Origin of the sequence: Enterobacter sp. WPR_3_1, assembly GCF_003635055.1 — a bacterium.
GTDB lineage: Bacteria > Pseudomonadota > Gammaproteobacteria > Enterobacterales > Enterobacteriaceae > Enterobacter > Enterobacter ludwigii.
Genome location: NZ_RBXU01000010.1, coordinates 1 through 26,234 on the forward strand (window position 1 = coordinate 1; position 26,234 = coordinate 26,234).

Annotated in this window: 25 protein-coding genes; 8 read left to right on the top strand and 17 right to left on the bottom strand. The window is 53.7% G+C overall.

Annotated features, from left to right (window positions below; translation table 11 throughout):
- Nucleotides 1-407: 407 nt before the first annotated feature.
- Nucleotides 408-974 carry a D-glycero-beta-D-manno-heptose 1,7-bisphosphate 7-phosphatase gene (gmhB, locus tag BJ887_RS11650; protein WP_014168732.1) on the bottom strand — a complete coding sequence of 189 codons (567 nt, stop codon included), beginning with the start codon at nucleotides 972-974 and terminating at the stop codon, nucleotides 408-410.
- Between the two features lie 188 nt (nucleotides 975-1,162).
- Here gmhB and metN point away from each other — a divergent pair, with 188 nt between their 5' ends.
- From metN to proS, 6 genes are all read left to right on the top strand, one after another.
- A complete protein-coding gene (metN, locus tag BJ887_RS11655; protein ID WP_014168731.1) occupies nucleotides 1,163-2,194 on the top strand; it encodes a methionine ABC transporter ATP-binding protein MetN in 1,032 nt (343 codons plus the stop codon).
- Nucleotides 2,187-2,840, top strand: coding sequence for a methionine ABC transporter permease MetI (locus tag BJ887_RS11660; RefSeq protein WP_014168730.1), 654 nt, complete (start codon nucleotides 2,187-2,189; stop codon nucleotides 2,838-2,840). Before metN ends, BJ887_RS11660 begins: the two co-directional genes overlap by 8 nt.
- A gap of 40 nt (nucleotides 2,841-2,880) precedes the next feature.
- Nucleotides 2,881-3,696 (top strand): methionine ABC transporter substrate-binding lipoprotein MetQ, encoded by an 816-nt coding sequence (metQ, locus tag BJ887_RS11665; protein ID WP_014168729.1) that lies wholly within the window; start codon nucleotides 2,881-2,883, stop codon nucleotides 3,694-3,696.
- Nucleotides 3,697-3,802: 106 nt separating this feature from the next.
- A complete protein-coding gene (gene rcsF, locus BJ887_RS11670; protein WP_014168727.1) occupies nucleotides 3,803-4,207 on the top strand; it encodes an Rcs stress response system protein RcsF in 405 nt (134 codons plus the stop codon).
- On the top strand, nucleotides 4,204-4,908 hold the full coding sequence (tsaA, locus tag BJ887_RS11675) for a tRNA (N6-threonylcarbamoyladenosine(37)-N6)-methyltransferase TrmO (RefSeq protein ID WP_073397214.1): 705 nt from the start codon (nucleotides 4,204-4,206) through the stop codon (nucleotides 4,906-4,908). Before rcsF ends, tsaA begins: the two co-directional genes overlap by 4 nt.
- A gap of 112 nt (nucleotides 4,909-5,020) precedes the next feature.
- Complete coding sequence (proS, locus tag BJ887_RS11680; RefSeq protein ID WP_014168725.1) at nucleotides 5,021-6,739, top strand: proline--tRNA ligase; 1,719 nt, start codon at nucleotides 5,021-5,023, stop codon at nucleotides 6,737-6,739.
- A gap of 53 nt (nucleotides 6,740-6,792) precedes the next feature.
- Here proS and nlpE read toward each other — a convergent pair whose 3' ends face one another.
- The 3 genes from nlpE to BJ887_RS11695 are packed head-to-tail and all read right to left on the bottom strand — an operon-like array spanning nucleotide 6,793 to nucleotide 8,489.
- Entirely contained in the window at nucleotides 6,793-7,491 is a 699-nt protein-coding gene (nlpE, locus tag BJ887_RS11685) for an envelope stress response activation lipoprotein NlpE (protein WP_014168724.1), read from the bottom strand.
- A gap of 33 nt (nucleotides 7,492-7,524) precedes the next feature.
- Nucleotides 7,525-7,947 carry an alternative ribosome rescue aminoacyl-tRNA hydrolase ArfB gene (gene arfB / locus BJ887_RS11690; protein WP_121339898.1) on the bottom strand — a complete coding sequence of 141 codons (423 nt, stop codon included), beginning with the start codon at nucleotides 7,945-7,947 and terminating at the stop codon, nucleotides 7,525-7,527.
- Nucleotides 7,944-8,489, bottom strand: coding sequence for a YaeQ family protein (locus BJ887_RS11695; RefSeq protein WP_014168722.1), 546 nt, complete (start codon nucleotides 8,487-8,489; stop codon nucleotides 7,944-7,946). Before BJ887_RS11695 ends, arfB begins: the two co-directional genes overlap by 4 nt.
- 196 nt (nucleotides 8,490-8,685) lie before the next feature.
- Between BJ887_RS11695 and BJ887_RS11700 the strand changes: the two genes are divergently transcribed.
- Nucleotides 8,686-8,886: a YaeP family protein gene (locus tag BJ887_RS11700; RefSeq protein ID WP_014168721.1), complete on the top strand. Its 201-nt coding sequence runs from the start codon at nucleotides 8,686-8,688 to the stop codon at nucleotides 8,884-8,886.
- The gene (gene rof / locus BJ887_RS11705) at nucleotides 8,873-9,133 is read left to right on the top strand and encodes a Rho-binding antiterminator (RefSeq protein WP_014168720.1); all 261 of its coding nucleotides are present in this window, start codon (nucleotides 8,873-8,875) and stop codon (nucleotides 9,131-9,133) included. The genes BJ887_RS11700 and rof overlap by 14 nt, the downstream gene beginning before the upstream one ends.
- 28 nt (nucleotides 9,134-9,161) lie before the next feature.
- Here rof and tilS read toward each other — a convergent pair whose 3' ends face one another.
- From tilS to rseP, 13 genes are all read right to left on the bottom strand, one after another.
- Nucleotides 9,162-10,448: a tRNA lysidine(34) synthetase TilS gene (tilS, locus tag BJ887_RS11710; protein WP_121339899.1), complete on the bottom strand. Its 1,287-nt coding sequence runs from the start codon at nucleotides 10,446-10,448 to the stop codon at nucleotides 9,162-9,164.
- A 57-nt stretch (nucleotides 10,449-10,505) separates the two neighbouring features.
- The gene (locus tag BJ887_RS11715; protein WP_014168718.1) at nucleotides 10,506-10,895 is read right to left on the bottom strand and encodes a VOC family protein; all 390 of its coding nucleotides are present in this window, start codon (nucleotides 10,893-10,895) and stop codon (nucleotides 10,506-10,508) included.
- Between the two features lie 64 nt (nucleotides 10,896-10,959).
- The gene (locus BJ887_RS11720; RefSeq protein WP_047743460.1) at nucleotides 10,960-13,092 is read right to left on the bottom strand and encodes a lysine decarboxylase LdcC; all 2,133 of its coding nucleotides are present in this window, start codon (nucleotides 13,090-13,092) and stop codon (nucleotides 10,960-10,962) included.
- A 100-nt stretch (nucleotides 13,093-13,192) separates the two neighbouring features.
- Complete coding sequence (gene accA / locus BJ887_RS11725; RefSeq protein WP_014168716.1) at nucleotides 13,193-14,152, bottom strand: acetyl-CoA carboxylase carboxyl transferase subunit alpha; 960 nt, start codon at nucleotides 14,150-14,152, stop codon at nucleotides 13,193-13,195.
- A 12-nt stretch (nucleotides 14,153-14,164) separates the two neighbouring features.
- Nucleotides 14,165-17,647, bottom strand: coding sequence for a DNA polymerase III subunit alpha (gene dnaE, locus BJ887_RS11730; RefSeq protein ID WP_014168715.1), 3,483 nt, complete (start codon nucleotides 17,645-17,647; stop codon nucleotides 14,165-14,167).
- A gap of 38 nt (nucleotides 17,648-17,685) precedes the next feature.
- Complete coding sequence (gene rnhB / locus BJ887_RS11735; protein ID WP_014168714.1) at nucleotides 17,686-18,282, bottom strand: ribonuclease HII; 597 nt, start codon at nucleotides 18,280-18,282, stop codon at nucleotides 17,686-17,688.
- Entirely contained in the window at nucleotides 18,279-19,427 is a 1,149-nt protein-coding gene (gene lpxB / locus BJ887_RS11740) for a lipid-A-disaccharide synthase (RefSeq protein WP_121339900.1), read from the bottom strand. Before lpxB ends, rnhB begins: the two co-directional genes overlap by 4 nt.
- Complete coding sequence (gene lpxA / locus BJ887_RS11745) at nucleotides 19,427-20,215, bottom strand: acyl-ACP--UDP-N-acetylglucosamine O-acyltransferase (RefSeq protein WP_020882620.1); 789 nt, start codon at nucleotides 20,213-20,215, stop codon at nucleotides 19,427-19,429. Before lpxA ends, lpxB begins: the two co-directional genes overlap by 1 nt.
- A gap of 3 nt (nucleotides 20,216-20,218) precedes the next feature.
- Nucleotides 20,219-20,674 carry a 3-hydroxyacyl-ACP dehydratase FabZ gene (gene fabZ / locus BJ887_RS11750; protein ID WP_010426706.1) on the bottom strand — a complete coding sequence of 152 codons (456 nt, stop codon included), beginning with the start codon at nucleotides 20,672-20,674 and terminating at the stop codon, nucleotides 20,219-20,221.
- Between the two features lie 103 nt (nucleotides 20,675-20,777).
- Nucleotides 20,778-21,803: a UDP-3-O-(3-hydroxymyristoyl)glucosamine N-acyltransferase gene (lpxD, locus tag BJ887_RS11755; RefSeq protein WP_014168709.1), complete on the bottom strand. Its 1,026-nt coding sequence runs from the start codon at nucleotides 21,801-21,803 to the stop codon at nucleotides 20,778-20,780.
- Nucleotides 21,804-21,806: 3 nt separating this feature from the next.
- The gene (gene skp, locus BJ887_RS11760) at nucleotides 21,807-22,301 is read right to left on the bottom strand and encodes a molecular chaperone Skp (protein WP_020882619.1); all 495 of its coding nucleotides are present in this window, start codon (nucleotides 22,299-22,301) and stop codon (nucleotides 21,807-21,809) included.
- A gap of 122 nt (nucleotides 22,302-22,423) precedes the next feature.
- On the bottom strand, nucleotides 22,424-24,841 hold the full coding sequence (gene bamA / locus BJ887_RS11765) for an outer membrane protein assembly factor BamA (RefSeq protein WP_014168707.1): 2,418 nt from the start codon (nucleotides 24,839-24,841) through the stop codon (nucleotides 22,424-22,426).
- 31 nt (nucleotides 24,842-24,872) lie between these two features.
- On the bottom strand, nucleotides 24,873-26,225 hold the full coding sequence (gene rseP / locus BJ887_RS11770; protein ID WP_020882618.1) for a sigma E protease regulator RseP: 1,353 nt from the start codon (nucleotides 26,223-26,225) through the stop codon (nucleotides 24,873-24,875).
- Nucleotides 26,226-26,234 lie beyond the last annotated feature (9 nt).

The following is a 26,234-nucleotide window of genomic DNA, read 5'->3' on the forward strand; positions in this document are numbered from 1 at the left end:
GCGTTCAATCTGAGCCATGATCAAACTCTTCAATTTAAGTTTGATGCTCGTGAATTAAACTTCGTAATGAATTACGTATGTTCACTCAGAGACTTTGGTATTCATTTTTCGTCCGAGGACGTTAAGAATCCATGTCACTTTGAGTGCCCACACAGATTGTCTGATAAATTGTTAAAGAGCAGTTGCGACGCGGCTTACAGCTCACCGTCGCGAGGTGGCGTATATTACGCTTTCCTCTTTCAGAGTCAACCCTGAAGTTCAGGATTTTTTCTCTTCAACCGACCGGGTTATCTGTGAAGTGATTCACATCTGCCGTGTCGATGGAGGCGCATTATAGGGTGCCGCCGAGGAATGACAAGCGGAAATATGCATTTTTATTTCGACCGCTCACCTTTTCACCAAAAAGGCTATTTTTGGTGCTTTTTAATCTCTTTTGGCAGCTCTGCCAGGCTATTAATCACCCAATCCGCGGCACTCTCTGCTTCAGGGGTCACAGGTTTGCCGGTGCGCACAAGTATTTTAGTCCCCACACCTGCGGCGGTTGCTGCCTGCATATCTTCCAGTTTATCGCCCACCATATAAGAAGCAGCCATATCGATATGCAGGAATTCCTGCGCAGAGATAAACATTCCCGGATGCGGCTTGCGGCAATCACACGTCTGGCGAAACTCTTCTACAGTTCCCTGCGGGTGGTGCGGGCAATAGTAAATGCCATCAAGTTCAACACCGCGGTCAGCCAGCGACCAGTCCATCCATTCCGTCAGCGTCTCGAATTGCGCCTCGGTGAATTTTCCACGAGCGATACCGGACTGATTGGTCACGACCACCAGCGCATAGCCCATCTCTTTCAGCTGGCGCATGGCATCGATAACGCCCTCGATAAACTCGAACTCATCAATCTCGTGGACATAACCGTGATCCACATTAATAGTGCCATCACGATCGAGAAAAATTGCGGGTACTGATTTTGCCACCGGTTTGCTCCTGAAAAAGGCATGTACAGCTAGTATCTCATGAATCGCAGCGCAATAAAGTGCTCATCGTACAGAGTTGGATTGATTTAGACGTCTGGATGCCTTAACATCCGTTTTGTTTACGGTCATCACCCGTATCTGGCAGAAGAAAATGCCACGGCTAACTTACATACGATAAAAATAATCTAATGATTAAACTTTCCAATATCACCAAAGTGTTCCAGCAGGGGAACCGAACCATTCAGGCGCTGAACAATGTCAGCCTGCATGTTCCTGCTGGTCAAATTTATGGCGTCATTGGCGCATCGGGTGCAGGTAAAAGTACGCTGATCCGTTGTGTTAACCTGCTTGAGCGCCCAACCCAGGGTCGTGTAGAAGTAGGCGGGCAGGAACTGACCGCACTTTCAGAGAAAGAACTGACGAAAGCACGCCGCCAGATTGGCATGATCTTCCAGCACTTTAACCTGCTGGCCTCCCGTACGGTGTTTGGCAACGTTGCCTTGCCGCTGGAACTGGACAACACGCCAAAAGAAGAAGTTAAGCGTCGCGTAACCGAACTGCTGGATCTCGTTGGTCTGGGTGATAAACACGATAGCTACCCGGCAAACCTGTCCGGTGGACAAAAACAGCGTGTGGCCATTGCCCGCGCGCTGGCAAGTAACCCGAAAGTGCTGCTGTGCGATGAAGCCACCAGCGCATTAGATCCCGCCACTACGCGTTCCATTCTGGAGCTGCTGAAGGACATCAACCGTCGCCTCGGCCTGACCATTCTCCTTATTACACATGAAATGGACGTGGTGAAACGCATCTGTGATTGCGTCGCGGTAATCAGCAACGGTGAGTTGATTGAGCAAGACACGGTCAGCGAAGTGTTTTCCCATCCGAAAACCCCACTGGCACAACAGTTTATTCAGTCCACGCTGCACCTGGATATTCCGGAAGATTATCTGGAGCGTTTAAAAACAGAATCGACCGCGGACAGCGTCCCGATGCTGCGTATGGAGTTCACTGGCCAGTCCGTCGATGCACCGCTGCTGTCCGAAACCGCGCGCCGCTTTAATGTGAATAACAACATCATCAGCGCGCAAATGGATTACGCCGGTGGCGTGAAGTTCGGCATCATGCTGACGGAAATGCACGGCACACAAGCAGAAACCCAGGCGGCAATTGCCTGGCTGCAAGAACATCACGTAAAAGTAGAGGTACTGGGTTATGTCTGAGCCGATGATGTGGCTGCTGGTTCGCGGCGTTTGGGAAACGCTGGCAATGACCTTTGTATCAGGCTTCTTTGGTTTTGTGATTGGTCTGCCAGTCGGCGTGCTGTTGTATGTGACGCGCCCGGGACAAATCATTGAGAACGCGAAGCTGTATCGCACCCTCTCTGCACTGGTGAATATCTTCCGTTCTATCCCGTTCATCATTCTGCTGGTGTGGATGATTCCATTTACCCGAGTGATCGTGGGAACGTCTATCGGTTTGCAGGCAGCCATCGTTCCGCTGACCGTAGGAGCTGCGCCGTTTATCGCCCGTATGGTGGAAAACGCCCTGCTGGAAATCCCGACCGGTTTGATCGAGGCTTCCCGCGCGATGGGGGCAACGCCAATGCAGATCGTGCGTAAAGTCCTGCTGCCTGAAGCGCTGCCAGGGCTGGTGAATGCGGCAACCATTACGTTGATTACTCTGGTGGGTTATTCCGCGATGGGCGGTGCCGTTGGCGCCGGCGGTTTAGGCCAGATTGGCTACCAGTACGGCTATATTGGTTATAACGCTACCGTAATGAATACCGTTCTGGTATTGCTGGTTGTGCTGGTTTACTTAATCCAGTTCTCTGGCGATCGCATCGTCCGGACTGTTACTCACAAATAACGTTACACACAACACAAACTCGACGAGTTAAGGATATAACATGGCGTTTAAATTAAAGACCTTTGCAGCGGTAGGCGCGCTGATCGGCTCTCTGGCACTGGTGGGTTGCGGTCAGGACGAAAAAGATCCAAACCACATCAAAGTGGGCGTTATCGTGGGTGCAGAACAGCAGGTTGCTGAAGTCGCGCAGAAAGTCGCGAAAGAGAAGTATGGTCTGGACGTTGAGCTGGTGACCTTTAACGATTACGTTCTGCCGAACGAAGCGCTGAGCAAAGGCGATATCGACGCCAACGCCTTCCAGCACAAACCTTACCTGGATCAGCAGATCAAGGATCGCGGCTATAAACTGGTGGGTGTGGGTAACACCTTTGTTTACCCTATTGCCGGTTACTCCAAGAAAATTAAATCTCTGGACGAACTGCAGCCAGGCTCTCAGGTTGCCGTCCCTAACGACCCAACCAACCTTGGCCGTTCCCTGCTGCTGCTGCAGAAAGTGGGCCTGATTAAACTGAAAGACGGTGTTGGCCTGCTGCCAACCGTTCTGGATGTCACCGAGAATCCGAAAAATCTGAAAATTGTTGAGCTGGAAGCCCCACAGCTGCCACGTTCTCTCGACGACGCGCAGATTGCCCTGGCCGTTATCAACACCACGTACGCCAGCCAGATTGGCCTGACGCCAGCGAAAGACGGTATCTTCGTTGAAGACAAAGACTCCCCGTATGTAAACCTGATTGTGACTCGCGAAGACAACAAAGATGCGGAAAACGTGAAGAAGTTCGTACAGGCTTATCAGTCTGACGAAGTTTACCAGGAAGCCAACAAAGTGTTTAACGGCGGCGCTGTTAAGGGCTGGTAATCTCACCTCAGTGTAATATCATCAAGACGGGCTTATGCCCGTCTTGTCATTTGTGCAGTCAACTGATTCAATATCTGACGTTTTGATTATCCATTGAGGAATTATTATGCGTGCTTTACCGATCTGTCTTTTAGCACTCATGCTGAGCGGCTGTTCTATGCTAAGCAGATCTCCTGTTGAACCTGTCCAAAGCACGGCAACCCCGCCAAAAGCAGAACCCGTAAAACCGAAAGCGCCTCGCCCTGCGCCGGTTCGCATTATTACCAAAGCTGACGAACTCGTGGGTAAACCTTTCCGTGAACTGGGTGAAGTAAGCGGCGAATCCTGTCAGGCTACCAATCAGGACTCTCCACCGAATATCCCAACAGCGCGTAAACGCATGCAGATCAACGCGGCAAAAATGAAAGCAAACGCGGTTCTGCTGCATAGCTGCGAAGTGACCAGTGGAACACCGGGTTGCTACCGTCAGGCGGTTTGCATCGGCTCGGCGCTGAACATTACGGCGAAATGAGTTCATTTCAGTTCGAACAGATAGGCGTTATTCGCTCTCCCTATAAAGAGAAGTTCGCCGTGCCACGCCAGCCAGGTCTGGTCACCAGCGGTGGCGAGCTTCACTTGATCGCGCCCTACAATCAGGCCGATGCCGTACGCGGGCTCGAAGCATTCAGCCACTTATGGGTTGTGTTTGTGTTTCACCAGACGATGGAAGGTGGCTGGCGTCCGACCGTACGCCCTCCTCGTCTGGGAGGCAACGCCAGGATGGGCGTGTTTGCGACGCGCTCAACCTTCCGTCCAAACCCTGTCGGGATGTCGCTGGTCGAACTGAAGGGTATACGCTGTCAGAAGGATCAGGTCATACTGGAGTTAGGCAGCCTTGACCTGGTTGATGGCACGCCGGTTATCGATATCAAGCCGTATCTCCCCTTTGCCGAAGCGTTACCCGACGCCCGCGCAAGCTATGCTCAGGAAGCACCGCAGGCAGATATGCCTGTTCACTTCACGGCTGAGATAACCACGCAGCTTCAGCAGCTGGAAACACGCTATCCCCGCCTTCGTGACTTTATCACCGAAGTGCTGGCACAGGACCCCCGCCCGGCCTATCGTAAAGAAGAGGACGCCGGGAAAACCTACGCCGTCTGGCTGCTGGATTTTAACGTTCGCTGGCGCGTGACCGGGACAGGTTTTGAAGTGTTTGCCCTTGAACCCAGGTAATTTTGTCCTCCTCTCTTTTGGCATCTTTGCCACACTGGTAAACTAAACCACTTTTTTTGTCTCAGGCTGGTGTTTCAGCCTGTTCCAATCGTCGAAATGGAACCGTAACAACATGCGTACTAGCCAATATCTGCTCTCCACTCTGAAGGAGACGCCTGCCGACGCCGAAGTGATCAGCCATCAGCTGATGCTGCGCGCCGGGATGATCCGCAAGCTGGCCTCCGGGTTATATACCTGGCTGCCGACCGGCGTGCGCGTCCTGAAAAAAGTCGAAAACATCGTGCGTGAAGAGATGAACAACGCCGGTGCTATCGAGGTGTCCATGCCTGTGGTTCAGCCCGCTGACCTGTGGCAGGAGAGCGGCCGTTGGGAGCAATATGGCCCTGAGCTGCTGCGTTTCGTTGATCGTGGCGAGCGCCCATTCGTCCTCGGCCCAACGCATGAAGAAGTCATTACCGACCTGATTCGTAATGAGCTGAGCTCTTACAAACAGCTGCCGCTGAACTTCTTCCAGATCCAGACCAAGTTCCGTGATGAAGTTCGCCCACGTTTCGGCGTCATGCGCTCACGCGAATTCCTGATGAAAGATGCTTACTCTTTCCATACGTCTCAGGAATCGCTGCAAGAGACCTACGACAAAATGTACGAGGCTTACAGCAAAATCTTCTCCCGTATGGGTCTGGATTTCCGTGCTGTGCAGGCTGATACCGGTTCTATTGGCGGAAGCGCGTCTCATGAGTTCCAGGTTCTGGCTCAGAGCGGTGAAGACGATGTGATCTTCTCTGACTCTTCTGATTACGCTGCGAACATCGAGTTTGCAGAAGCGCTGGCCCCTAAAGCGCCACGTGCTGCTGCAACGGAAGAGATGACGCTGGTTGATACACCTCACGCAAAAACCATTGCCGAGCTGGTTGAGCAGTTCAACCTGCCCGTCGAAAAAACGGTAAAAACCCTGCTGGTGAAATCCACCGAAGGTAGCGCGTACCCGCTGGTTGCCCTGCTGGTGCGTGGCGATCACGAACTAAATGAAGTGAAAGCTGAGAAGCTGCCTCAGGTTGCCAGCCCGCTGACGTTCGCAACGGAAGCGGAAATCCGTGCCGTCGTGAACGCAGGTCCTGGTTCTCTGGGCCCGGTGAATATGCCGGTTCCGGTGGTTATTGACCGTACGGTAGCCGCAATGAGCGACTTCGCCGCTGGCGCTAACATCGACGGTAAACATTACTTCGGTATCAACTGGGATCGCGATGTCGCGACGCCGGAAGTGGCTGATATCCGTAACGTGGTGGCAGGCGATCCAAGCCCGGACGGCCAGGGCACCCTGATGATCAAACGCGGTATCGAAGTGGGCCACATCTTCCAACTGGGGGATAAATATTCCCGCGCGCTGAATGCCGCCGTTCAGGGGGAAGATGGCCGCAACCAGATCCTGACCATGGGTTGCTACGGTATCGGTGTGACGCGTGTGGTTGCAGCCGCCATTGAGCAAAACTACGACGAACGTGGCATCGTCTGGCCAGACAATATCGCCCCGTTCCAGGTGGCTATTCTGCCAATGAACATGCACAAGTCTTACCGCGTGCAGGAGCTGGCCGAAAAACTTTACTCCGAGCTGCGCGCTCAGGGTATCGAAGTGCTGATGGATGACCGTAAAGAGCGTCCAGGCGTGATGTTTGCCGATATGGAACTGATCGGTATCCCGCACACCGTAGTCATCGGCGACCGTAACCTCGACAGCGACGACATTGAATACAAATACCGTCGCAGTGGTGAAAAGCAGATGATCAAGACTGGCGACATTCTTGATTACCTGGTGAAAGCCATCAAAGGTTAACGTTCAACAAAAAACCCCGCTCAGGCGGGGTTTTTTAATGGATCGATATCGGCTTATTTACTGTTACAGTCTTTGCCCGCAACAAACTTCGCGTCTTTATCTGCCACCAGCGTTTTCACCAGCTCTCCGCTGTCCGGGTTCGGCTCCAGCGTAAAGTGACCATCTACCGTCAGCAGGACAGGCTTGCTGTCATTGCCGCGCGCAACAGCGTAATCACGCTCCAGCTGCGCATTGTTCGCCACGCTGATTTTCTTGCCGGTGGCGCAGTCGGTAAAGATCGCCGCATCCGCCATATAGAAATACATCCCACGCATTGGCATTGGCGTTGCAGGCAGGGCCGCTTTCACCGGGGCCAGCGTATAGTTGAACTGGGACTCAATCGGATTGCCTTCGCGGTCGAGCATCTCCATCCCTTCACCTTTGGCGCGGAAATAGGTTTTCTCACCAGTGGTATCCGTCAGTACCAGCTTCTCAGCCGTACGCGCCCATGTCCCGTAGGACGCAAAGGAAGATGGTTCTTTCGCCCCCTGATAACGCTGGTTCATAACCCAGGTACCGTCTTTCTGCAGGAACAGTGACGTTTCAATGCCCTCGCAGTCGGCACACGGTAAAACGCCGCGCCAGCTCTGCTGCATTGGTTTTAACTCTTCATTCTGCGCAGGCTGCACGACCTGCGTTTCAGAACGGTTGTTACACCCGAAAAGCGCAAACAGCGTACTCACTGCCAGCGCTGACAATAATGCTTTTTTCACAATGAATTCCTTATGAAATTGTGTTCCTTTTCGTCACTCCGTAGGGCGACGAACTTTACCGCGTAGTGCTTTCACTGTGGATTTTTGGGCCTTCGACGATAGCCGACGCTCTTTCGATGCGCGGGTCGGTCGCGTTGCCCGACGGCTTTTTTGCACTGCCGTTAGTTCTTTAATCATCGACACCAGTCTGGCAATCGCCGCTTCGCGGTTCAACTCCTGGCTGCGGTACTCCTGCGCTTTAATCACAATCACGCCATCACTGGTGATCAGGTGATGGCTGGCAGCGAGCAGGCTTTCTTTGTAATACTCTGGCAGGCTGGAGGCCCGAATGTCAAAGCGCAAATGGATAGCCGTTGAAGCCTTGTTAATGTGCTGTCCACCCGCCCCCTGAGCACGGATGGCGGTGATCTCCAGCTCATTGTCAGGGATGCTAACGTTTCGGGACAAGACAATCATGGCGCTGGCTGCCACGCCGTCAAATGAATTTCCAGATTATTCTGAGAATCAGAAAGCCAGATAGCACCGTCCTGAATTGTGGCCTGCAGGACCATCGTCCGGCTGGCAAACTCGCTCAGCTTCGCCAGTTGCTCATCGTCCAGATACCAGACGGTAAGGTTGGCAAACTGCCCGCACTTGCTCTTGCTTTGCTGCCACCAGATTTCCGCAGCACGTTGATTATACGCGAATAACGCCACGTTAGCGGACTGCGTGCAGGCCTTTTTAATGCGGCGCTCATCCGGCAGGCCGAGTTCAATCCATAAATCGATACCCAGATGATCGTTGTGCAGCCAGGCCTCTGGCTCGTCCTCAGCGCTTAAGCCACGGCTAAATTGCAGACGCTCGTCAGCATACTTTATCCACGCCAGCAGGCGCAGCATCATGCGCTCCTGGGTTTCAGAGGGGTGGCGTGCCAGAGTGAGTGACGCATCCAGGAACTGGTTGCGGTCAAGATCTGCCACATTGACCACAGCTTTATAAATTGTCGCTTTCAGCGCCATGAGAGAACTCCTTTCGAATCAGGCGCACATTGTAGCGAAAAAGGAATAAAAAGGCTGTTCCCGGGTGAACATTCACCGGCTATCAAGGCGCTGATATTGCTTAAATGAGTATGGTATAGTCACCTTGCTAAACCGAGTTTATCTTCGTAGGCTTAATGATATCTCACAGTAAGTCAGTGCGCTGGCGGGAGGGGATGTGAATAATTATTGTGAGTTAATTCGCAAACGGTATGCGGAAATCGCCAGCGGAGATCTGGGGTATGTCCCGGACGCGTTGGGCTGTGTATTGAAAGTGCTTAATGAAGTGGCCTCTGATGAGGGCCTTTCAGAATCGGTCAGGGAAAAAGCAGCGTATGCTGCGGCGAATTTACTGGTGAGCGATTATGTCAATGAATGAAACTTATCAACCCATCAATTGTGATGACTATGACAACCTCGAACTCGCCTGCCAGCATCATTTAATACTGACGCTGGAGCTAAAAGATGGCGAAGTGTTGAAGGCAAAAGCCAGCGACCTGGTTTCGCGAAAGAATGTGGAATATCTGATAGTGGAAGATGCCGGGGCGACGCGTGAGCTACGTCTGGACAAAATTGCCAGCTTCAGCCACCCGCAAATCGGCACCGTTGTGGTGAGCGAATCCTGATGACACTAACGGGCAGCCCGGCTGCCCGTTACGCTTTCCACTCAAACTGCACGCCCGTTTCTGCCCACCCCTCTTGCGTAATGAATACCCCTGCTGCAGCAATCAGCGTTTCACCGTAGAAAAGTAGCGGCGTGGTATCGCGTCGCCAGGGCGGCACATTGCTCTCCTGCCAGATTTTCTTCAGCTTCCGCCCTCCGTTGCGCCCGACAATATGCAGCAGACCGCCCGCCTTAAAGCGCACGGTGACCGGCTCCCCGGGTTCAGGCAGACGCACATGGCCGGTTGGCACCAGAGACACACGACCGGCATCACAGGGCAACAACAGCGGTTCCGCAAGCGACGGCCAGTCGAGCACCCTGTCGGCGAGCGAGGGAGATGATTTAACCCACCAGAGCGCCCCTTTATAGCGTCTGACGTCGAAACCGTTCAGGTGCACACACGGCGTAGCATCTTCCCGTGCCAGGGCGACTTCATCCCAAAGACGAGCCAGCATTGCCCGCGACGGCATAGCGGCACCGTGAGAGGCCAGCCAGCGTCGTAACAATGCGGCCCGACGCGCCGGGCTCATCGCTTCCAGCGGTGCGATGGTAAGCGATCCCTGCTCGGTAATCAGTTCCGCCAGCACTTCGCTCAGCAGCTCATCCAGCAGACTCTCCTGTTCAGCGCACAGCATGGCGCTGCGTGCTGCCGCTTCTGCAAAGTGCGGCCAGCGCTCGCTCAGAAGCGGTACGACACGCAGACGCAGGAAGTTACGGTCATAGCGGTCATCCTGGTTGCTTTCATCTTCAATCCAGCTCAGCCCGTGTTCCCGTGCCCACGTTTCCAGCGAGGCTCGCGTCTCGCCAAGCAGTGGACGAAGGAGGTGCGATCCGGAGAAATCAGCCCGTTCTGGCATCGCGGATAGCCCCGCCGGGCCGCTTCCTCGTTTGAGGGCCAGTAATAACGTCTCGCACTGGTCATCGAGATGCTGCGCCGTGACCAGCGCTTCGTCAGGCTGTAATTCAGCGGCAAAAGCGGCATAGCGTGCTTTACGCGCCTGCGCCTCAATGCCCAGCCCCTCATCCTGGAGATGTACACGTTCAACAGTCAGCGGGATCGCCCATGCTGCACACACCGCCTCGCAGTGTGCCACCCACGCATCCGCGTGCGGGCTTAACCCGTGATGAATGTGCATCGCCCGAAGCTGAATATCAGGCTCGTTGTCACGCCAGAGTTTGAGACGGTGGAGCAAAACGGTGGAATCCAGGCCACCGCTAAACCCCACCAGCAGCTGGCGGTACGGTGAAACGGCTTGAGCAATCGCGGGTAGGGTCATAGAAAATCACACATAAAAATGCCCGAACTGAGCGGGCATTATCACACAGGGTGGAAATTACTGCTGGTAAAGCTCCAGCGGAAGGCCATCCGGATCGTTGAAAAAGGTAAAACGCTTGTCGGTGAACGGATCGATACGAATCGCTTCGCACTTCACGCCGTGGGTCTCCAGATGTTTTACGGCACGATCAATGTCGTCGACGCTAAAGGCAAGGTGGCGCAGGCCGCAGGCTTCCGGGCGGGACGGACGTGCTGGCGGAAAAGGAAAAGAGAACAGCTCAATCACATATTGCCCGTTTAAAGCGAGATCGCCTTTCCAGGAGTCACGCTCCTCACGGTAAGCCTCGCTTAACAACGTAAAGCCCAGAATATCGCAGTAGAAGGCCTTACTTTTTGCGTAATCGGTGGCAATGATCGCAATATGGTGAACCTGTTTTAAACCCAGCATAGCTTCTCCTTTTATGATGCCTGAACGTTACAACCGACAACCCGGGCCTGGCAAGCTGTCGCCCTTATTTTAGGACTCGCACCCAGTAAACCCCTTGCTCATCGCGCTTCGCCCCGTGAATATCAGTCTCAAAGCCCGGATAGTGGCGCCCCACTGAGCAGAGCATCAGCAGAAAATCGAGCACCGCTCGACTCTCTTCGGTGATCATCTCCCCCGGCATCAACAACGGTACGCCCGGCGGATAAGGCAGGATCATGTTAGCCGACACGCGCCCGACCAGATTTTCCAGCTCAACGGTTTCAACCTCCCCTTTCACCTGACGTTGCCAGGCCTTGTGTGGGGTCAACTTCATCTCCGGCAGCACGTCAAACGCCTGCAGCATCAGGCGCGGCAGATCGTGCTGACGGATCAGCCGATGGATCCCCTGAGCCAGATCCTGAATGCGCATATTGCGGTAGAAGTCAGGATCTTCAGCATAAAGATCCGGCAGCATATTTTTCACCCGCAGGTTGAGATCGTAAGCGCGCTTAAACTCCATCAGTCCGCGCAATAAGCCCATCGCACGGGTTTTATCTATCCCAATACTGAACAGGAACAAGAGGTTATACGGGCCGGTTTTCTCCACCACTACGCCACGTTCATCAAGGAATTTTGCCACCAGAGCAGCAGGAATGCCTTCGTCACTCATCGTGCCCTGTTCGTCCATCCCCGGCGTCAGGATCGTCACCTTCACCGGGTCGAGGAACATATGGTCGGCATCGGCATCGCGAAAACCGTGCCAGCTCTCGCCGGGTGAGACAGGCCAGCACTCGGCCTCATCAATCTCTTCGGGTTGCCAGATATCGAAGAACCAGCCGTCCGCTTCATCTTTAAGCCGCTGAACTTCTTTACGGAAATGCAGCGCCCGCTCCACAGACCGATTGATCAGACGCTTGCCCGGATTCCCGCGCAGCATTGCCGCCGCCGTTTCAATAGAGGCCACCAGCGGATAGCTTGGCGAGGTGGTGGTGTGCATCATAAAGGCTTCGTTAAACGTCTCTTCGTCGTACTCGCCTTTGATGTGAATAAGCGAGGCCTGAGAAAACGCGGCCAGCATTTTGTGCGTCGACTGCGTTTCGAAAAACACTTTGCCCGGCACGCGCTCACCGCTCATGCCGCTTTTTCCCGCGTAAATCGGGTGAAAGTTGGTGTATGGCACCCACGCGGAGTCAAAGTGGATCGACGGCACATCCAGCGTCTGCTTAATCCAGTTGGTGTTATAGAGCAGACCGTCATAGGTGGAGTTAGTGATGACCGCATGGATCGGCCAGCTTGCCCCCGGGATCGCCGCGACCTTATGTTCAATCGCGGCGTGGCTAAATTCACGACGCGGGATCCCGCCGAGGATCCCAAGCGCGTTTCGCGTCGGGGAGAGCCATAACGGCACGACATCGCTCATCATCAGCAGATGAGCCAGCGACTTGTGGCAGTTACGGTCAATCAGCAAGGTGCTGCCGGCGGGTGCGGCGTACATTCCGACGATTTTGTTTGATGTCGAGGTGCCGTTGGTCACCATATAACTCTGCTCGGCACCAAAAGTCCGGGCAATGTATTCTTCAGCTTCCAGGTGCGGTCCGGTGTGATCGAGCAGCGATCCAAGTTCTGTGACGGAAATCGACACGTCCGCTTTAAGCGTGTTGCCCCCGAAGAAATCATAGAACAAACAACCCACCGGGCTTTTTTGATAGGCCGTCCCTGCCATATGGCCAGGTGTGCAGAAGGTGTATTTGCCTTCTTTGACGTAAGTGAACAGCGCGCGGGTAAACGGTGGCGTGATGTTATCGAGATATTCACCGGTGTACTGCTGAATACGGGTCGCAATATCTTCCGCGACACCGAGTGAGTATTCAAAGAACCACAGCGCCATTCGCATATCATGAGCGCTCACGTCCATTGTCGAGTGGGTATTAATAAAAGCGTACAGCGGGAGATATTCGTTCAGCTTATTGATATCGCTGCACAACTCCATGTCGTACTCGTCCCAGTCGAAGATCACGCCACAGATGCGAGGGTTGTGCTCGATAAATTTCAGCAGGTCGGCGCTATTGTGCGGCCAAATCAGCTGGTACCCGCGGGACTGAAGGGCTTGCTCCAGCTCCTTAATGGGCTCGTCTTTATAAAAGACGCCGTGCGGCCCCATAATGGCGATGATGTTCACGGTTTACCTCCTTGAAAAACATTAGCTAAGCATAGTTAAGGTAAACGGCAGGCATAAAAAAAGCCGCAACAATGTGCGGCTTTTAGGATAATTGTGAAGCTTACGCGTAACCGTAGGTCATCAGACGCTGGTAACGACGGTTGAGCAGATCTTCTGTGCTCAGGACATCCAGGTCCGCCAGGTCTGCCAGCAGCTGCGCTTTCAGGGAAGCCGCCATCACTTCCGGCTTACGATGCGCGCCCCCCAGAGGTTCAGGGATCACGGAGTCGATCAGCTTCAGCTCTTTCAGACGTGGGGCAATGATGCCCATCGCTTCTGCAGCCAGAGGCGCTTTATCGGCGCTCTTCCACAGAATAGAGGCGCAGCCTTCCGGGGAGATAACGGAATAGGTGCTGTACTGCAGCATATTCACTTTATCGCCCACGCCAATCGCCAGCGCACCACCGGAACCCCCTTCACCGATAACGGTACAGATGACCGGCACCTTCAGGCGAGACATCTCGCGAAGGTTGCGTGCGATGGCTTCTGACTGGCCACGCTCTTCCGCGCCCACGCCAGGATACGCACCCGGGGTGTCGATGAAGGTGATGATGGGCATCTTGAAACGCTCAGCCATCTCCATCAGACGCAGGGCTTTACGGTAGCCTTCTGGTGCCGGCATACCAAAGTTACGACGAATTTTCTCTTTGGTTTCACGGCCTTTCTGATGACCAATGATCATCACCGGGCGCCCGTCCAGACGTGCGATGCCGCCGACGATAGCTTTGTCGTCAGCGTAAGCGCGATCGCCTGCCAGTTCGTCAAATTCGTCAAACGCCAGGCGGACATAATCCAGGGTGTACGGACGCTGTGGATGACGCGCCAGCTGGGCGATCTGCCATGCGCCGAGATCGGCAAAGATTTTGCGCGTCAGTTCTACGCTTTTCTCACGCAGACGATGCACTTCTTCATCGATGTTAATATCCAGTTTTTCATCCTGACGGCTTACCGCTGTCAGAGAATCGATTTTCGCTTCCAGCTCAGCAATCGGCTGTTCGAAATCAAGGAAATTCAGACTCATAGTATTCCTGTATTAGTCAAACTCCAGTTCCACCTGCTCCGAACCAATGAGGCCACGGAGATCGTTAAGTAAACGATCGCTCGGAGAGACACGCCACGTTGCACCAAAGCGCAACCGCGCACGTGCATCCGCCCTCTGATAGTAGAGATGTACTGGAATTGTCCCCGAGCGGTGGGGTTCCAGAGACTGACGGAGTCGGTTTAAAAGCTGGTCATCAATTTGCCTGTCCGTCAGCGAGATAGCAAGCCCGCGAGCATATTTTTCCCGGGCTTCGTCAATGTCCATCACTTCGCGGGCGGTCATTTTAAGCCCCCCACTGAAGTCATCAAAGCTGACCTGTCCGCTGACGATAAGTATGCGGTCTTTTTCCAGCAAATGCTGGTATTTATCCAGCGCGTCGGTGAACAACATCACCTCCAGACGCCCGGAACGGTCATCCAACGTACAGATGCCGATACGATTGCCGCGCTTGGTGACCATAACCCTTGCAGCAATCACGAGCCCCGCAGCCGTGGTGATTTTACCACGTTCTGTCGGATGCATGTCTTTCAGCCTGTAGCCTCCGACATAGCGCTCAATTTCTTTGATGTACTGGGTGATGGGGTGCCCCGTCAGGTATAAGCCTAACGTTTCACGCTCTCCATCCAGCACCACCTGTTCTGGCCACGGCTGGCAGCTGGCATAAGACTGCTCTATCTGCTCTGGCTCTTCCGCCAGTACGCCAAACATATCCGCCTGACCGATCGCTTCCGCTTTGGCGTGCTGATCCGCCGCTTTCAGCGCATCGCCGAGAGAGTTCATCAGCGCGGCACGATGCGGCCCCAGCCTGTCGAACGCGCCGGACATGATCAGTTTTTCGAGCACGCGGCGGTTCAGTTTTTTGGTGTCCGTACGGGCGCAAAGATCGAACAACTCGCGGAAATAACCGCCGTTGTTACGCGCTTCGAGAATCGCCTCAATCGGGCCTTCACCCACGCCTTTGATCGCGCCAATCCCGTAAACAATTTCCCCGTGCTCGTTGACGTGGAAATGATAGAGACCGGAGTTGATATCCGGCGGCAGGATCTTAAGCCCCATGCGCCAGCACTCATCGACCAGGCCAACCACCTTCTCGGTGTTGTCCATATCGGCAGTCATAACCGCTGCCATAAATTCAGCAGGATAGTGCGCTTTCAGCCACAGCGTCTGGTAAGAGACCAAAGCATAGGCAGCAGAGTGGGATTTGTTAAATCCGTACCCGGCGAATTTCTCTACCAGGTCAAAGATTTTGATCGCCAGCTCGCCATCAATACCGTTTTTTCTTGCGCCTTCTTCGAAAGTGCCGCGCTGCTTGGCCATCTCTTCCGGCTTTTTCTTACCCATTGCACGACGCAGCATGTCCGCGCCGCCAAGGGTGTAGCCAGAGAGCACCTGGGCAATCTGCATAACCTGTTCCTGGTACAGGATAATGCCGTAGGTTGGCTCCAGAACGGGCTTCAGGCACTCGTGCTGCCACTGCACATCCGGATAGGAAATCTCTTCACGCCCGTGCTTACGGTCGATAAAGTTATCTACCATCCCTGACTGTAGCGGGCCCGGTCGGAACAGCGCCACCAGTGCGATCATATCTTCGAAGCAGTCAGGCTGCAGGCGCTTAATCAAATCTTTCATGCCGCGGGATTCAAGCTGGAAGACGGCGGTGGTCTCCGAGCGCTGCAGCATGTCGAAACTTTTCTTATCATCAAGCGGGATGGCCGCGATATCCAGCGGCGGCTCGCCGTTCTTCTCGCGACGGGCGTTGATCATCTCCAGCGCCCAGTTGATGATGGTGAGCGTACGCAGACCGAGGAAGTCAAACTTCACCAGCCCGGCGTATTCGACGTCGTTCTTGTCAAACTGGGTGACCGGATGCTGGCCCGCTTCATCGCAGTATAGCGGCGCAAAATCGGTGATTTTGGTCGGCGCGATAACTACCCCACCCGCATGCTTACCGGCGTTACGCGTGACGCCTTCCAGCTTACGGGCCATGTCGATCAGCGCTTTAACTTCTTCATCGGCTTCGTAGATTTCTGGCAGCTGTGGTTCAGCTTCAAACGCTTTTGCCAGCGTCATACCTGGGTCAGGTGGAACCAGTTTAGAGATACGATCGACAAAACCGTATGGATGCCCCAGTACACGGCCAACGTCGCGAATAACCGCTTTCGCTGCCATCGTACCGAAGGTAATAATCTGCGATACCGCGTCGCGGCCGTACATGTCCGCCACGTGTTCAATAACCTGGTCGCGTTTCTCCATGCAGAAGTCGACGTCAAAGTCGGGCATCGAGACACGTTCCGGGTTAAGGAAACGTTCGAACAGCAGGTCAAATTCCAGCGGGTCGAGGTCGGTAATTTTGAGTGCATAGGCCACCAGCGAGCCCGCACCGGAGCCACGCCCCGGTCCAACCGGTACGCCGTTATCCTTCGACCACTGGATAAACTCCATAACGATCAGGAAGTAGCCCGGAAAACCCATCTGGTTGATCACCTGGAGTTCAATATCCAGGCGCTCGTCATATTCTGGACGACGCTTTTTACGCTCTTCTTCATCCGGGAAGAGGAATTCCAGACGCTCTTCGAGGCCTTCTTTTGACTTCATGACCAGGAAGTCTTCCGTGGTCATGTCCCCGGTCGGGAACTGCGGCAGGAAGTATTCGCCAAGGCGCACGGTGACGTTACAGCGTTTGGCTATCTCTACGCTGTTCTCCAGCGCTTCCGGGATATCGGAGAAGAGTTCGCACATCTCCTCTTCATTGCGCATGTACTGCTGAGTCGAGTAGTTGCGCGGACGTTTCGGATCGTCAAGCGTGAAGCCATCATGGATCGCGACGCGAATCTCATGCGCGTCAAAATCGCCAGGCTCAAGGAAACGCACGTCATTGGTTGCCACCACGGGCAGGCCGCGTTCTTCAGCCAGCGCAACCGCGGCGTGCAGGTAACTCTCTTCGTCCTGCCGACCGGTGCGGATCAGCTCAAGGTAGTAACGATCCGGGAAATGTTCTTCATAGAACGACACGCACTGATCCACCAGCGCACTGTTGCCACGCAGCAGACATTTGCCGACATCACCCATACGGCCGCCGGAGATCAGCAGCAGCCCGTCGTTCAGCTCAGCCAGCCAGTCCCGGTCGATCCACGGCCCCAATGCGCCATAGCCGCGTTGATAGGCTTTGGAGATAAGCAGAGTAAGGTTTTGATACCCCACGTTATTCATCGCTAACACGGAGATTTGCGTCAATTCATCGCCGATAAGATCGCTTTGGACGTGAAAATCCGCACCAACGATGGGTTTCATCCCCGCGCCATGTGCCGCTCCGTAGAACTTCACCAGGCCACACAGGTTGGTAAAATCGGTGATCGCCAGCGCAGGCATGCCAAGCGAGGCCGCCTTTTTTACCAGCGGCCCGGTCTTCGCCAGCCCATCGATCATGGAGTAGTCGCTATGCACCCGCAGGTGTACGAAACGTGGTTCAGCCATCTTCAGATTCCGCGTTACTTAATTGCTTGCGTATTGATTCAGGACACCAGTCCCAGCGCGCGTTTCACCGGGCCAAAGCTGCGTCGGTGATGTTCAGTTGCGCCATGTTCAGCCAGCCTTTCCAGATGAAAGGCCGTTGGATAACCCTTATGCTGGGCGAAGCCATACTGAGGGTAAGTGAGGTCCAGCGCGGCCATTTCGGCATCACGCGTCACTTTGGCAATGATAGAAGCCGCACTGATTTCTGCGACCCGGCTATCGCCTTTCACCACCGCCATTGACGGCATCGGCAATGCAGGGCAGCGGTTTCCGTCAATCAGGACATACTCCGGGGTAATTTTCAGACCCGCCACCGCACGCTGCATCGCCAGCATAGTGGCATGCAAAATATTGAGTTCGTCGATCTCATGCGGCTCTGCACGCCCCAGGCTCCAGGCCAGCGCCTTTTCCTGAATCTCACTAAACAGCGCCAGACGGCGCTTTTCAGACAATTTTTTAGAGTCGTTTAACCCGATAATCGGGCGAGCAGGATCGAGGATCACCGCAGCGGTCACCACTGCACCCACTAACGGGCCACGACCGACTTCGTCCACACCCGCCACGAGGTGGGTGTGAGGGTAAATAAATTCCATCATTTTGCTAACTCCAGCACCGCTTCAGCCGCTTGTTCATCGGCATTACAGCGGATCTGCTGATGCAGTTCGCGGAACGTATCATGCATTTGGTGGCTGGTTTTGCCGTCGGCCAGTAGCGGTAACAACGCATCGGCCAGCGCCTGCGGCTCGCACTCATCCTGCAGAAGCTCTTTCACCAGCTCGCGCCCGGCAAGCAGGTTTGGCAGAGAGACATAGTCCGTTTTCACCAGACGTTTCGCCAGCCAGAAGGTGAACGGCTTCATGCGATAGCCTACCACCATCGGGCATTTCGCCAGCATACACTCCAGCGCAGCGGTGCCCGAGGCCAACAGTGCGGCGTCGCTTGCGACCATCGCCTCACGGCCCTTCCCGTCCAGCAGATGAACATGGAGATCCGGAGCAACGTCCGCCTTGATGCGCTCAAACTGCTCGCGACGTTTTGCATTCACCAGCGGCACAACCACTTCGAGGTCAGGATAGGTCTTGCGAAGGATTTGCGCCGTTTTCAGGAAGTCCGCGCTGAGCATCTCGACTTCTGCACCACGGCTACCAGGCAGCAGTGCCAGACAGTGCGCATCATGAGAAATACCCAGCACATCGCGCGCCGCGTTTTTATCCGGATCCAGCGGCATTGCATCCGCCATGGTATGACCGATAAAACGGCACGGGACATTAAATTTGTCGTAAAACGCTTTTTCGAAAGGCAGAAAAGCCAGCACCAGGTTGGTTGACCGTCCGATTTTGAAAACGCGTTTCTGTCGCCACGCCCAGACGGACGGACTGACATAATGAATGGTTTTGATGCCCTTCTGTTTCAGATTCCCTTCGAGGGTAATGTTGAAATCCGGTGCATCGATACCGACAAACACATCAGGTTTGAGTTCGGTAAAGCGACGGGTGAGATCGGCACGAATGTGCAGCAGACGATGCAGGCGACCCAGCACCTCAACAATGCCCATCACAGCCAGCTCTTCCATTTCATACCAGGCTTCACAGCCTTCGGCCTGCATCAGCGGGCCAGCAACGCCTACAAAGCGCGCATTGGGTACCCGGGCCTTGAGCGCACGGATAAGACCTGCACCAAGAATATCGCCGGAGGTTTCTCCGGCGACCAGGGCTATCGTAAGCGGACGACTGTCGACCATTAACGAATCAGACCCCTTGTGGAACGGTCAAAGAACGTCATGAACTCGTTCACTTCAGGGTGCTTCTCCGCCAGCTCGGCAATTTCCGGCTTCGCCTCTTCCAGCGTTTTACCGCTACGGTACAACAGTTTGTACGCGTTGCGGATTGCAGTAATCGCTTCGCGGCTAAAGCCACGACGCTTGAGGCCTTCGATGTTCACGCCAAACGGCGTGGCATGGTTACCCTGCGCAATGACGAACGGTGGGACATCCTGCGCCACACCGGAGCATCCGCCGACCATCACGTGTGCACCAATGATGCAGAACTGATGGACTGCGGTCATGCCGCCAATAATTGCGAAATCATCTACCGATACGTGTCCTGCCAGCGTTGCGTTGTTGGCAAGAATACAGCGGTTACCTACCGTACAGTCGTGCGCGATATGCGCATTAACCATAAACAGGTTGTCGCTGCCCACCTTCGTCAATCCACCACCCTGTACTGTTCCACGATGAATGGTGACGCTTTCGCGAATGCGGTTACGATCGCCGATTTCCAGACGGGTCGACTCACCAGCATATTTAAGATCCTGGTTTACTTCGCCGATGGAAGCGAACTGATAGATCTCGTTATTGCAGCCAATAGTCGTATGACCATTCACGACAACGTGAGATTTCAGTACTGTACCCTCACCAATTTCGACATGGGGTCCAACAATACAAAATGGGCCAATATGGACGTTAGCACCAATAATGGCACCGACTTCCACAATGGCGGTAGGATGAATAAAGGCGGATTTATCAATCACGTATCAAGACTCCCGGCTACGAGCACACATCATAGTCGCTTCGCAAACAACTTTGCCGTCAACCAGAGCTACGCCTTTGAAGCGAGTCAGGCCGCGACGCGTTTTTTCAAAAGTGACTTCCATGATCATCTGATCACCAGGCACGACAGGACGCTTGAAGCGCGCTTCATCGATACCCGCGAAGTAGTACAGCTCACCCGGCTCCAGTTTGCCCACGCTTTTAAACGCAAGAATACCGGTAGCCTGTGCCATCGCTTCCAGAATCAACACACCCGGGAAGATAGGTTTACCCGGGAAGTGTCCCTGGAAGAACGGCTCGTTCACGGAAACATTTTTCACTGCGCGCAGAAAACGACCTTCTTCAAAATCCAGCACACGGTCTACCAGCAAAAACGGGTAGCGGTGCGGCAGAAGTTCTAAAATCTCTTCAATATGCAGAGTATGAGTGTCAGTAGTCAAAATACTCTTCCTGTCAAAATGTACTGATAAAAATAATAACACGGCCTGCCGGTTTATAAGAAAGCCGACAGGCCGGGGAATATAGCATTAAACGGATGAACGCTTAGTCTTGTTGATCGATTTTGCGCTCAAGAGACTTGAGTCGCTTGCTCATATCATCAATATTCATCACCAGAGCAGCTGTTTTACGCCATACCTTGTTGGGTTGCAGCGGGATGCCAGAGGAATAGACGCCAGGTTCGGTGATAGGACGCATTACCATGCCCATTCCTGTCACGGTCACCTTGTCGCATATTTCCATATGGCCATTAATCACGCTCGCACCGCCGATCATGCAGTAACGGCCAATTTTCAGGCTGCCCGCCATGATAACGCCACCCGCAACCGCGGTATTGTCGCCAATCACAACGTTATGCGCAATCTGGCACTGATTATCGATGATAACACCATTGCCAATAATCGTATCGTCAAGTGCACCACGGTCAATGGTGGTACAAGCACCAATCTCAACACGATCGCCGATAATCACGCGACCAAGCTGTGGGATCTTAACCCAATTACCACGATCGTTAGCGTAGCCAAAGCCATCAGAACCAATCACTGTGCTGGACTGAATGAGGCAATTTTCGCCAATTTCTACTTCATGGTAAACAGACACGTTGGCCCATAAACGGGTCCCGGCGCCGATTTTCGTATTTTTCCCAACGAAGCAACCTGGGCCAATGACAACATTATCGCCCAGCACCACGCCAGATTCGATAACGGCATTTGCGCCAACTGCCACGTTGTGACCAAGCTGAGCCGTCGGATCAATCGCTGCACTGGCAGCAATGTCCTGCGCCGGCTGCGGCGTGGAATCAAGAATTTGTGCCATGCGTGCATACGTCAGGTAGGGATTTTTCACTACCAACGCGCTTCCAGTGGCAAACGGAAGATCGTCCTGCGTCAGAACAACAGCTGACGCCTGGCATTGAGCCAGTTGCTCACGGTACTTAGGGCTTACCATGAAGGTAATAGTGCCGGCTTTAGCAGATTGCATGGACGCAACAGCGGTGATGACGAGATCGCCATCACCGTGTAATTCTGCATCCAACTGCTGAGCTAAATCAGCCAGTCGAATTGAAGGCATTACTTATTTAACCTGTTTCAGAACATCAGCGGTGATGTCTTTAACATCGCTGCTGTTGAAAGCAACGGCATTCGCATCAACAACCAGATCGATGCTCTGATCGGCAGCAACTGCTTTAACAGCAGTCTGAATGCGAGTCACCAGCTTGCCACGCTCTTCGTTAGAACGACGCTGACGATCCTGCTCGAAAGCCTGCGCTTTCTGGGAGAACGTCTGACGCTGAGCCATTACGTCTTTTTCCAGCTTGCTACGGTCGCTCGCTTTCATGGTAGAACCATCACGCTGCAGACGCTGCATTTTGGACTGAAGATCGTTTTCCATACCCTGCAGTTCGCTTGCACGGCCTTTGAATTCGTTTTCCAGCGTCGCAGAAACACCTGTTTTCTGTGCAACCTGCTGGAACAAATTACCCATGTTGACGATTGCAATTTTGTCTGCTGCCTGAGCAGAGGTTGCCATCGCTAAACCGAGACCTGCAGCTAATAACCACTTTTTCACAATTAACTCCTTACCATCCCATTGGCACCAGAAGGTACCGTTCTTTGCGTGGCAAGGCGATCGTGTTACCGATCGCCAGTTGTCAGCGCTACACTGCCAACGCATTCCATTGCAGCGGATTATTACCAGGTTTTACCAATGTTAAACTGGAATTGCTCCGCTTTGTCTCCATCGTATTTCTTAAACGGCTGGGCGTAAGAGAAGACCAACGGCCCCAGCGGTGACATCCATTGTAATGCGATACCTGCAGACATGCGAATATTGCTCGGATCGCTGTAGTCTGGTACGCCTGCCGCACGCATCTGGGCAGTATTCTCCCAGTTGGTATCCCATACAGTACCGGCATCCCAGAAGATGGATGTACGGACTGAGTTTGCGTATTTATCACTGATGAACGGCGTAGGCGTGATGAACTCCAGGCTGGCAACGGCCATGGCGTTACCGCCCACCGCATCATCAGAGCTACAGACTTCAGAAGACGACGATTTATTACAGTTATCGGTGTCGTTACCGCCGTAATAGACCGCTTTCGGACCAATGTTGTTGGACTGGAAGCCACGGACGGTGCTGGAACCACCGGCGTAGAAGTTCTCATAGAATGGCAGTTCTTTGCCACCTAAACCATCGCCATAGCCCCAACGGGTACGACCCAGGACTACCCACTTGTGGTCGTCATCAATTGGGAAGTAGGACGCGGTGTCCAGCGTTACCTTGTAGAACTCGTTATCAGAACCCGGAACGGTCACTTTACCGTTCAGGTTGACACGAGAACCTTCCGTCGGGAAGTAACCCCGGTCGAGACGGTTATAGGTCCAGCCATAGTTGAAGGTGAAGTCATCAGCAGCAAAGCCGTTGTTGTCCCCATTTTTACTGGTTGACTGGCCAATAGAGTCCAGATAACGCCACATCGCCACCTGCGGTTGCATGTTGGACAGGTCGTTATGCACATAACCTAAACCAGCGCGCAGCGAGTTGTATTCGTTAACCGGGAAGCCGAGCGTGCCATCTACACCGTAGCTCTTGTTGGTGTAAGAAGACAGATCCGCGTCATCTGCTTTAAAGTCGTTATAGAAGATACGACCGCCCAGGCTCACACCATCTACGGTGAAGTATGGGTTGGTAACAGAGAACTCAGAGTAGGTCTGGTAGTCGTTTTTGGTACCGTTGATACCTACGGAGTAACCCGTACCCAGCCAGTTATCCTGCTGTACGCCGACCTGGAAGCTGACGCCACTTTCAGTACCGTAGCCCACACCGAAGTTAAAGCTACCGGTGTTACGCTCTTTGACTTTATACACGACATCAACCTGATCCGGGCTGCCCGGAACACGCTGGGTATCGGTATCAACCGTTTCGAAATAGCCCAGACGGTTCAGACGCTCTTTACCCTGATCAACAAGGTCGCTACCTAACCATGCGCCTTCCATCTGACGCATTTCGCGACGCAGGACGGAATCTTTGGAGGTGTCGTTACCTTCGAAGCGGATCTTACGCACGTAGAAACGGTTACCCGCATCAACGTTAACGTGAAGCTTCACAGTTTTATCCGCGTCGTTGATTTCAGGCTGAGTTTGTACACGCGGATAAGCATAACCATAGCGGCCGAGCAGCTTCTTAATACTGTCTTCCATTTTGGTCACTTTAGACCCGCTATACAGCTCGCCCGGCTGAATTTTAGTCAGCGATTCGATCTCAGCAGAATGGCCTGCCAGGTTACCACTCACGTCAACACCAGAAAGCTTGTACTGATCGCCTTCTGTGATGTTAATCGTAATGTAGATGCCTTTCTTGTCTGGCGTCAGACTGACCTGAGTCGAGTCGATGTTGAAACGGGCATAACCGCGATCCAGATAGTAGCTGCGCAGGGTTTCAAGGTCGCCCGCCAGTTTCTGCTTCTGGTATTTACGATCGCCCACCACGTTCCACCATGGCACTTCGTCGCGCAGCTGGAACGTAGAGATCAGTTCATCGGTGCTGAACGCGTGGTTACCCACGATGTTGATCTGTTGGATCTTCGCAGAAACACCCTCCTGGAAGACCAGTTTCAGGTCAACACGGTTACGTGGCAACGGCGTCACAACCGCTTTCACGCTGGCACTGTATTTACCCACGCTGTAATAGAAGTCTTCCAGACCTTTTTCTATGTCTGAAAGGGTTGTGCGGTCCAGGGATTCCCCCACACGTACGCCAGATGCTTCAAGGTTCTGCTTGAGCATGTCATCTTTCACCGACTTGTTACCGGAGAAGGTGATACTGGCGATCGTCGGACGTTCTTTTACCTGAACCAGAAGCGTATCACCATCGCGCAGGACGCGGACATCCTCGAAGTTGCCAGTGGCAAACAGAGCACGGATGGTGTTACTGATGTCATCATCATTAACCGTATCGCCGGGGCGCACAGGCATACTGAGGAGGGCCGCACCAACGGCGACACGCTGAAGGCCTTCGAAATGAATGTCTTTCACTACGAACCCGTCAGCACCGTATACGGTGGCGCTGCTAAACAGCAGCGACGCTATGAGCAACTTTTTCATCGCCATCGTTATTATGCGTTCTTCCTAACTAACTCTCTTACAACCGAGAGAAATCATTGAAAAGTGCAAGCCCCATTAACAGCACCAGCAAAATCGAGCCAATGCGATAACTAAAGTCTTGAACTCGCTCGGATACCGGCCCGCCTTTTAGCTTTTCAATCGCCAAAAACAGCAGATGACCCCCGTCTAAAACGGGAAGCGGGAACAGGTTGATTATCCCAAGGTTCACGCTAATGAGCGCAAGAAACATGAGATAGTAAATCACCCCGAACTCCGCTGACATCCCAGCCCCCTGAGCTATTGAAATTGGCCCACTGAGGTTGTTCAGTTTCACATCACCGGTTATCAATTTCCCCAACATGTTTACCGTCAGCTTCATCAGTTGCCATGTTTTATCCGTGGCTTCAAGGATGGCGCTGAACGGCCCATACTGGCGTATTGTCTTGTACTCATCTGGCAGCGGGATGACTTTCGGCACAACGCCTGCAAACCCTTCTGCCTTTTTGCCGACCGACTTCGTATCCGGAGTCAGCGTCAGCGAAAGCGGACTGCCCTGCCTTTCAACTTCCAGCGCGAGCGACGTGCCCGGATTATCGCGCACCAGAGTAACAAAGGTCATCCACTCTGTTAATGGTTGACCATCGACTTTAACGATCCTGTCGCCCGCTTGCAAACCTGCTTTGCTGGCAGCCGAGTTTGCCTGTACTTCGGCTAATACCGGCTCAATCTGCGCACCGCGTGGACGAATGCCCAGCGCAGAGACGGGATCTTCTTTGTCTGGCTCGAAACGCCAGTGACGTAAATCGAGCACTTTGTCCTGCCGCTGGTCAGAACCAAACGGCGACACGCTGAATGTTGTCTGCCGATCGCCAATTTTGGCTACCAGCTGCAGACGCACGGCATCCCAATCAGGGGTTTCGATGCCATCAATCGCTTTAAGTTCCATCCCCGGCGTAATTTGCGCACTCGCCGCGATGGAATCAGGCGCAATTTCACCCACAACCGGACGCACGCCAGGCACGCCGATGATAAACACCAGCCAGTAGGCGAAAACAGCAAAGATGAAGTTGGCTACCGGCCCGGCAGCGATGATGGCGGCGCGTTGTCCAACGGTTTTGTTGTTGAATGCGCTGTGTCGTAGCTCAGGGGCGACAGGCTCAACGCGTTCGTCGAGCATCTTAACGTAGCCGCCAAGCGGGATAAGAGCGATGACAAATTCTGTGCCGTGGCGGTCAGTGCGCGTCCAGAGTGATTTACCAAAACCGATGGAAAACCGCTCTACCCGCACACCGCAACGGCGAGCAACCCAGAAATGGCCAAATTCATGCACGGTAATCAGTACACCCAGTGCAACAATGAACGCCGCCAGATTCCAGAGAATGCTCAGCATAAAACCTTC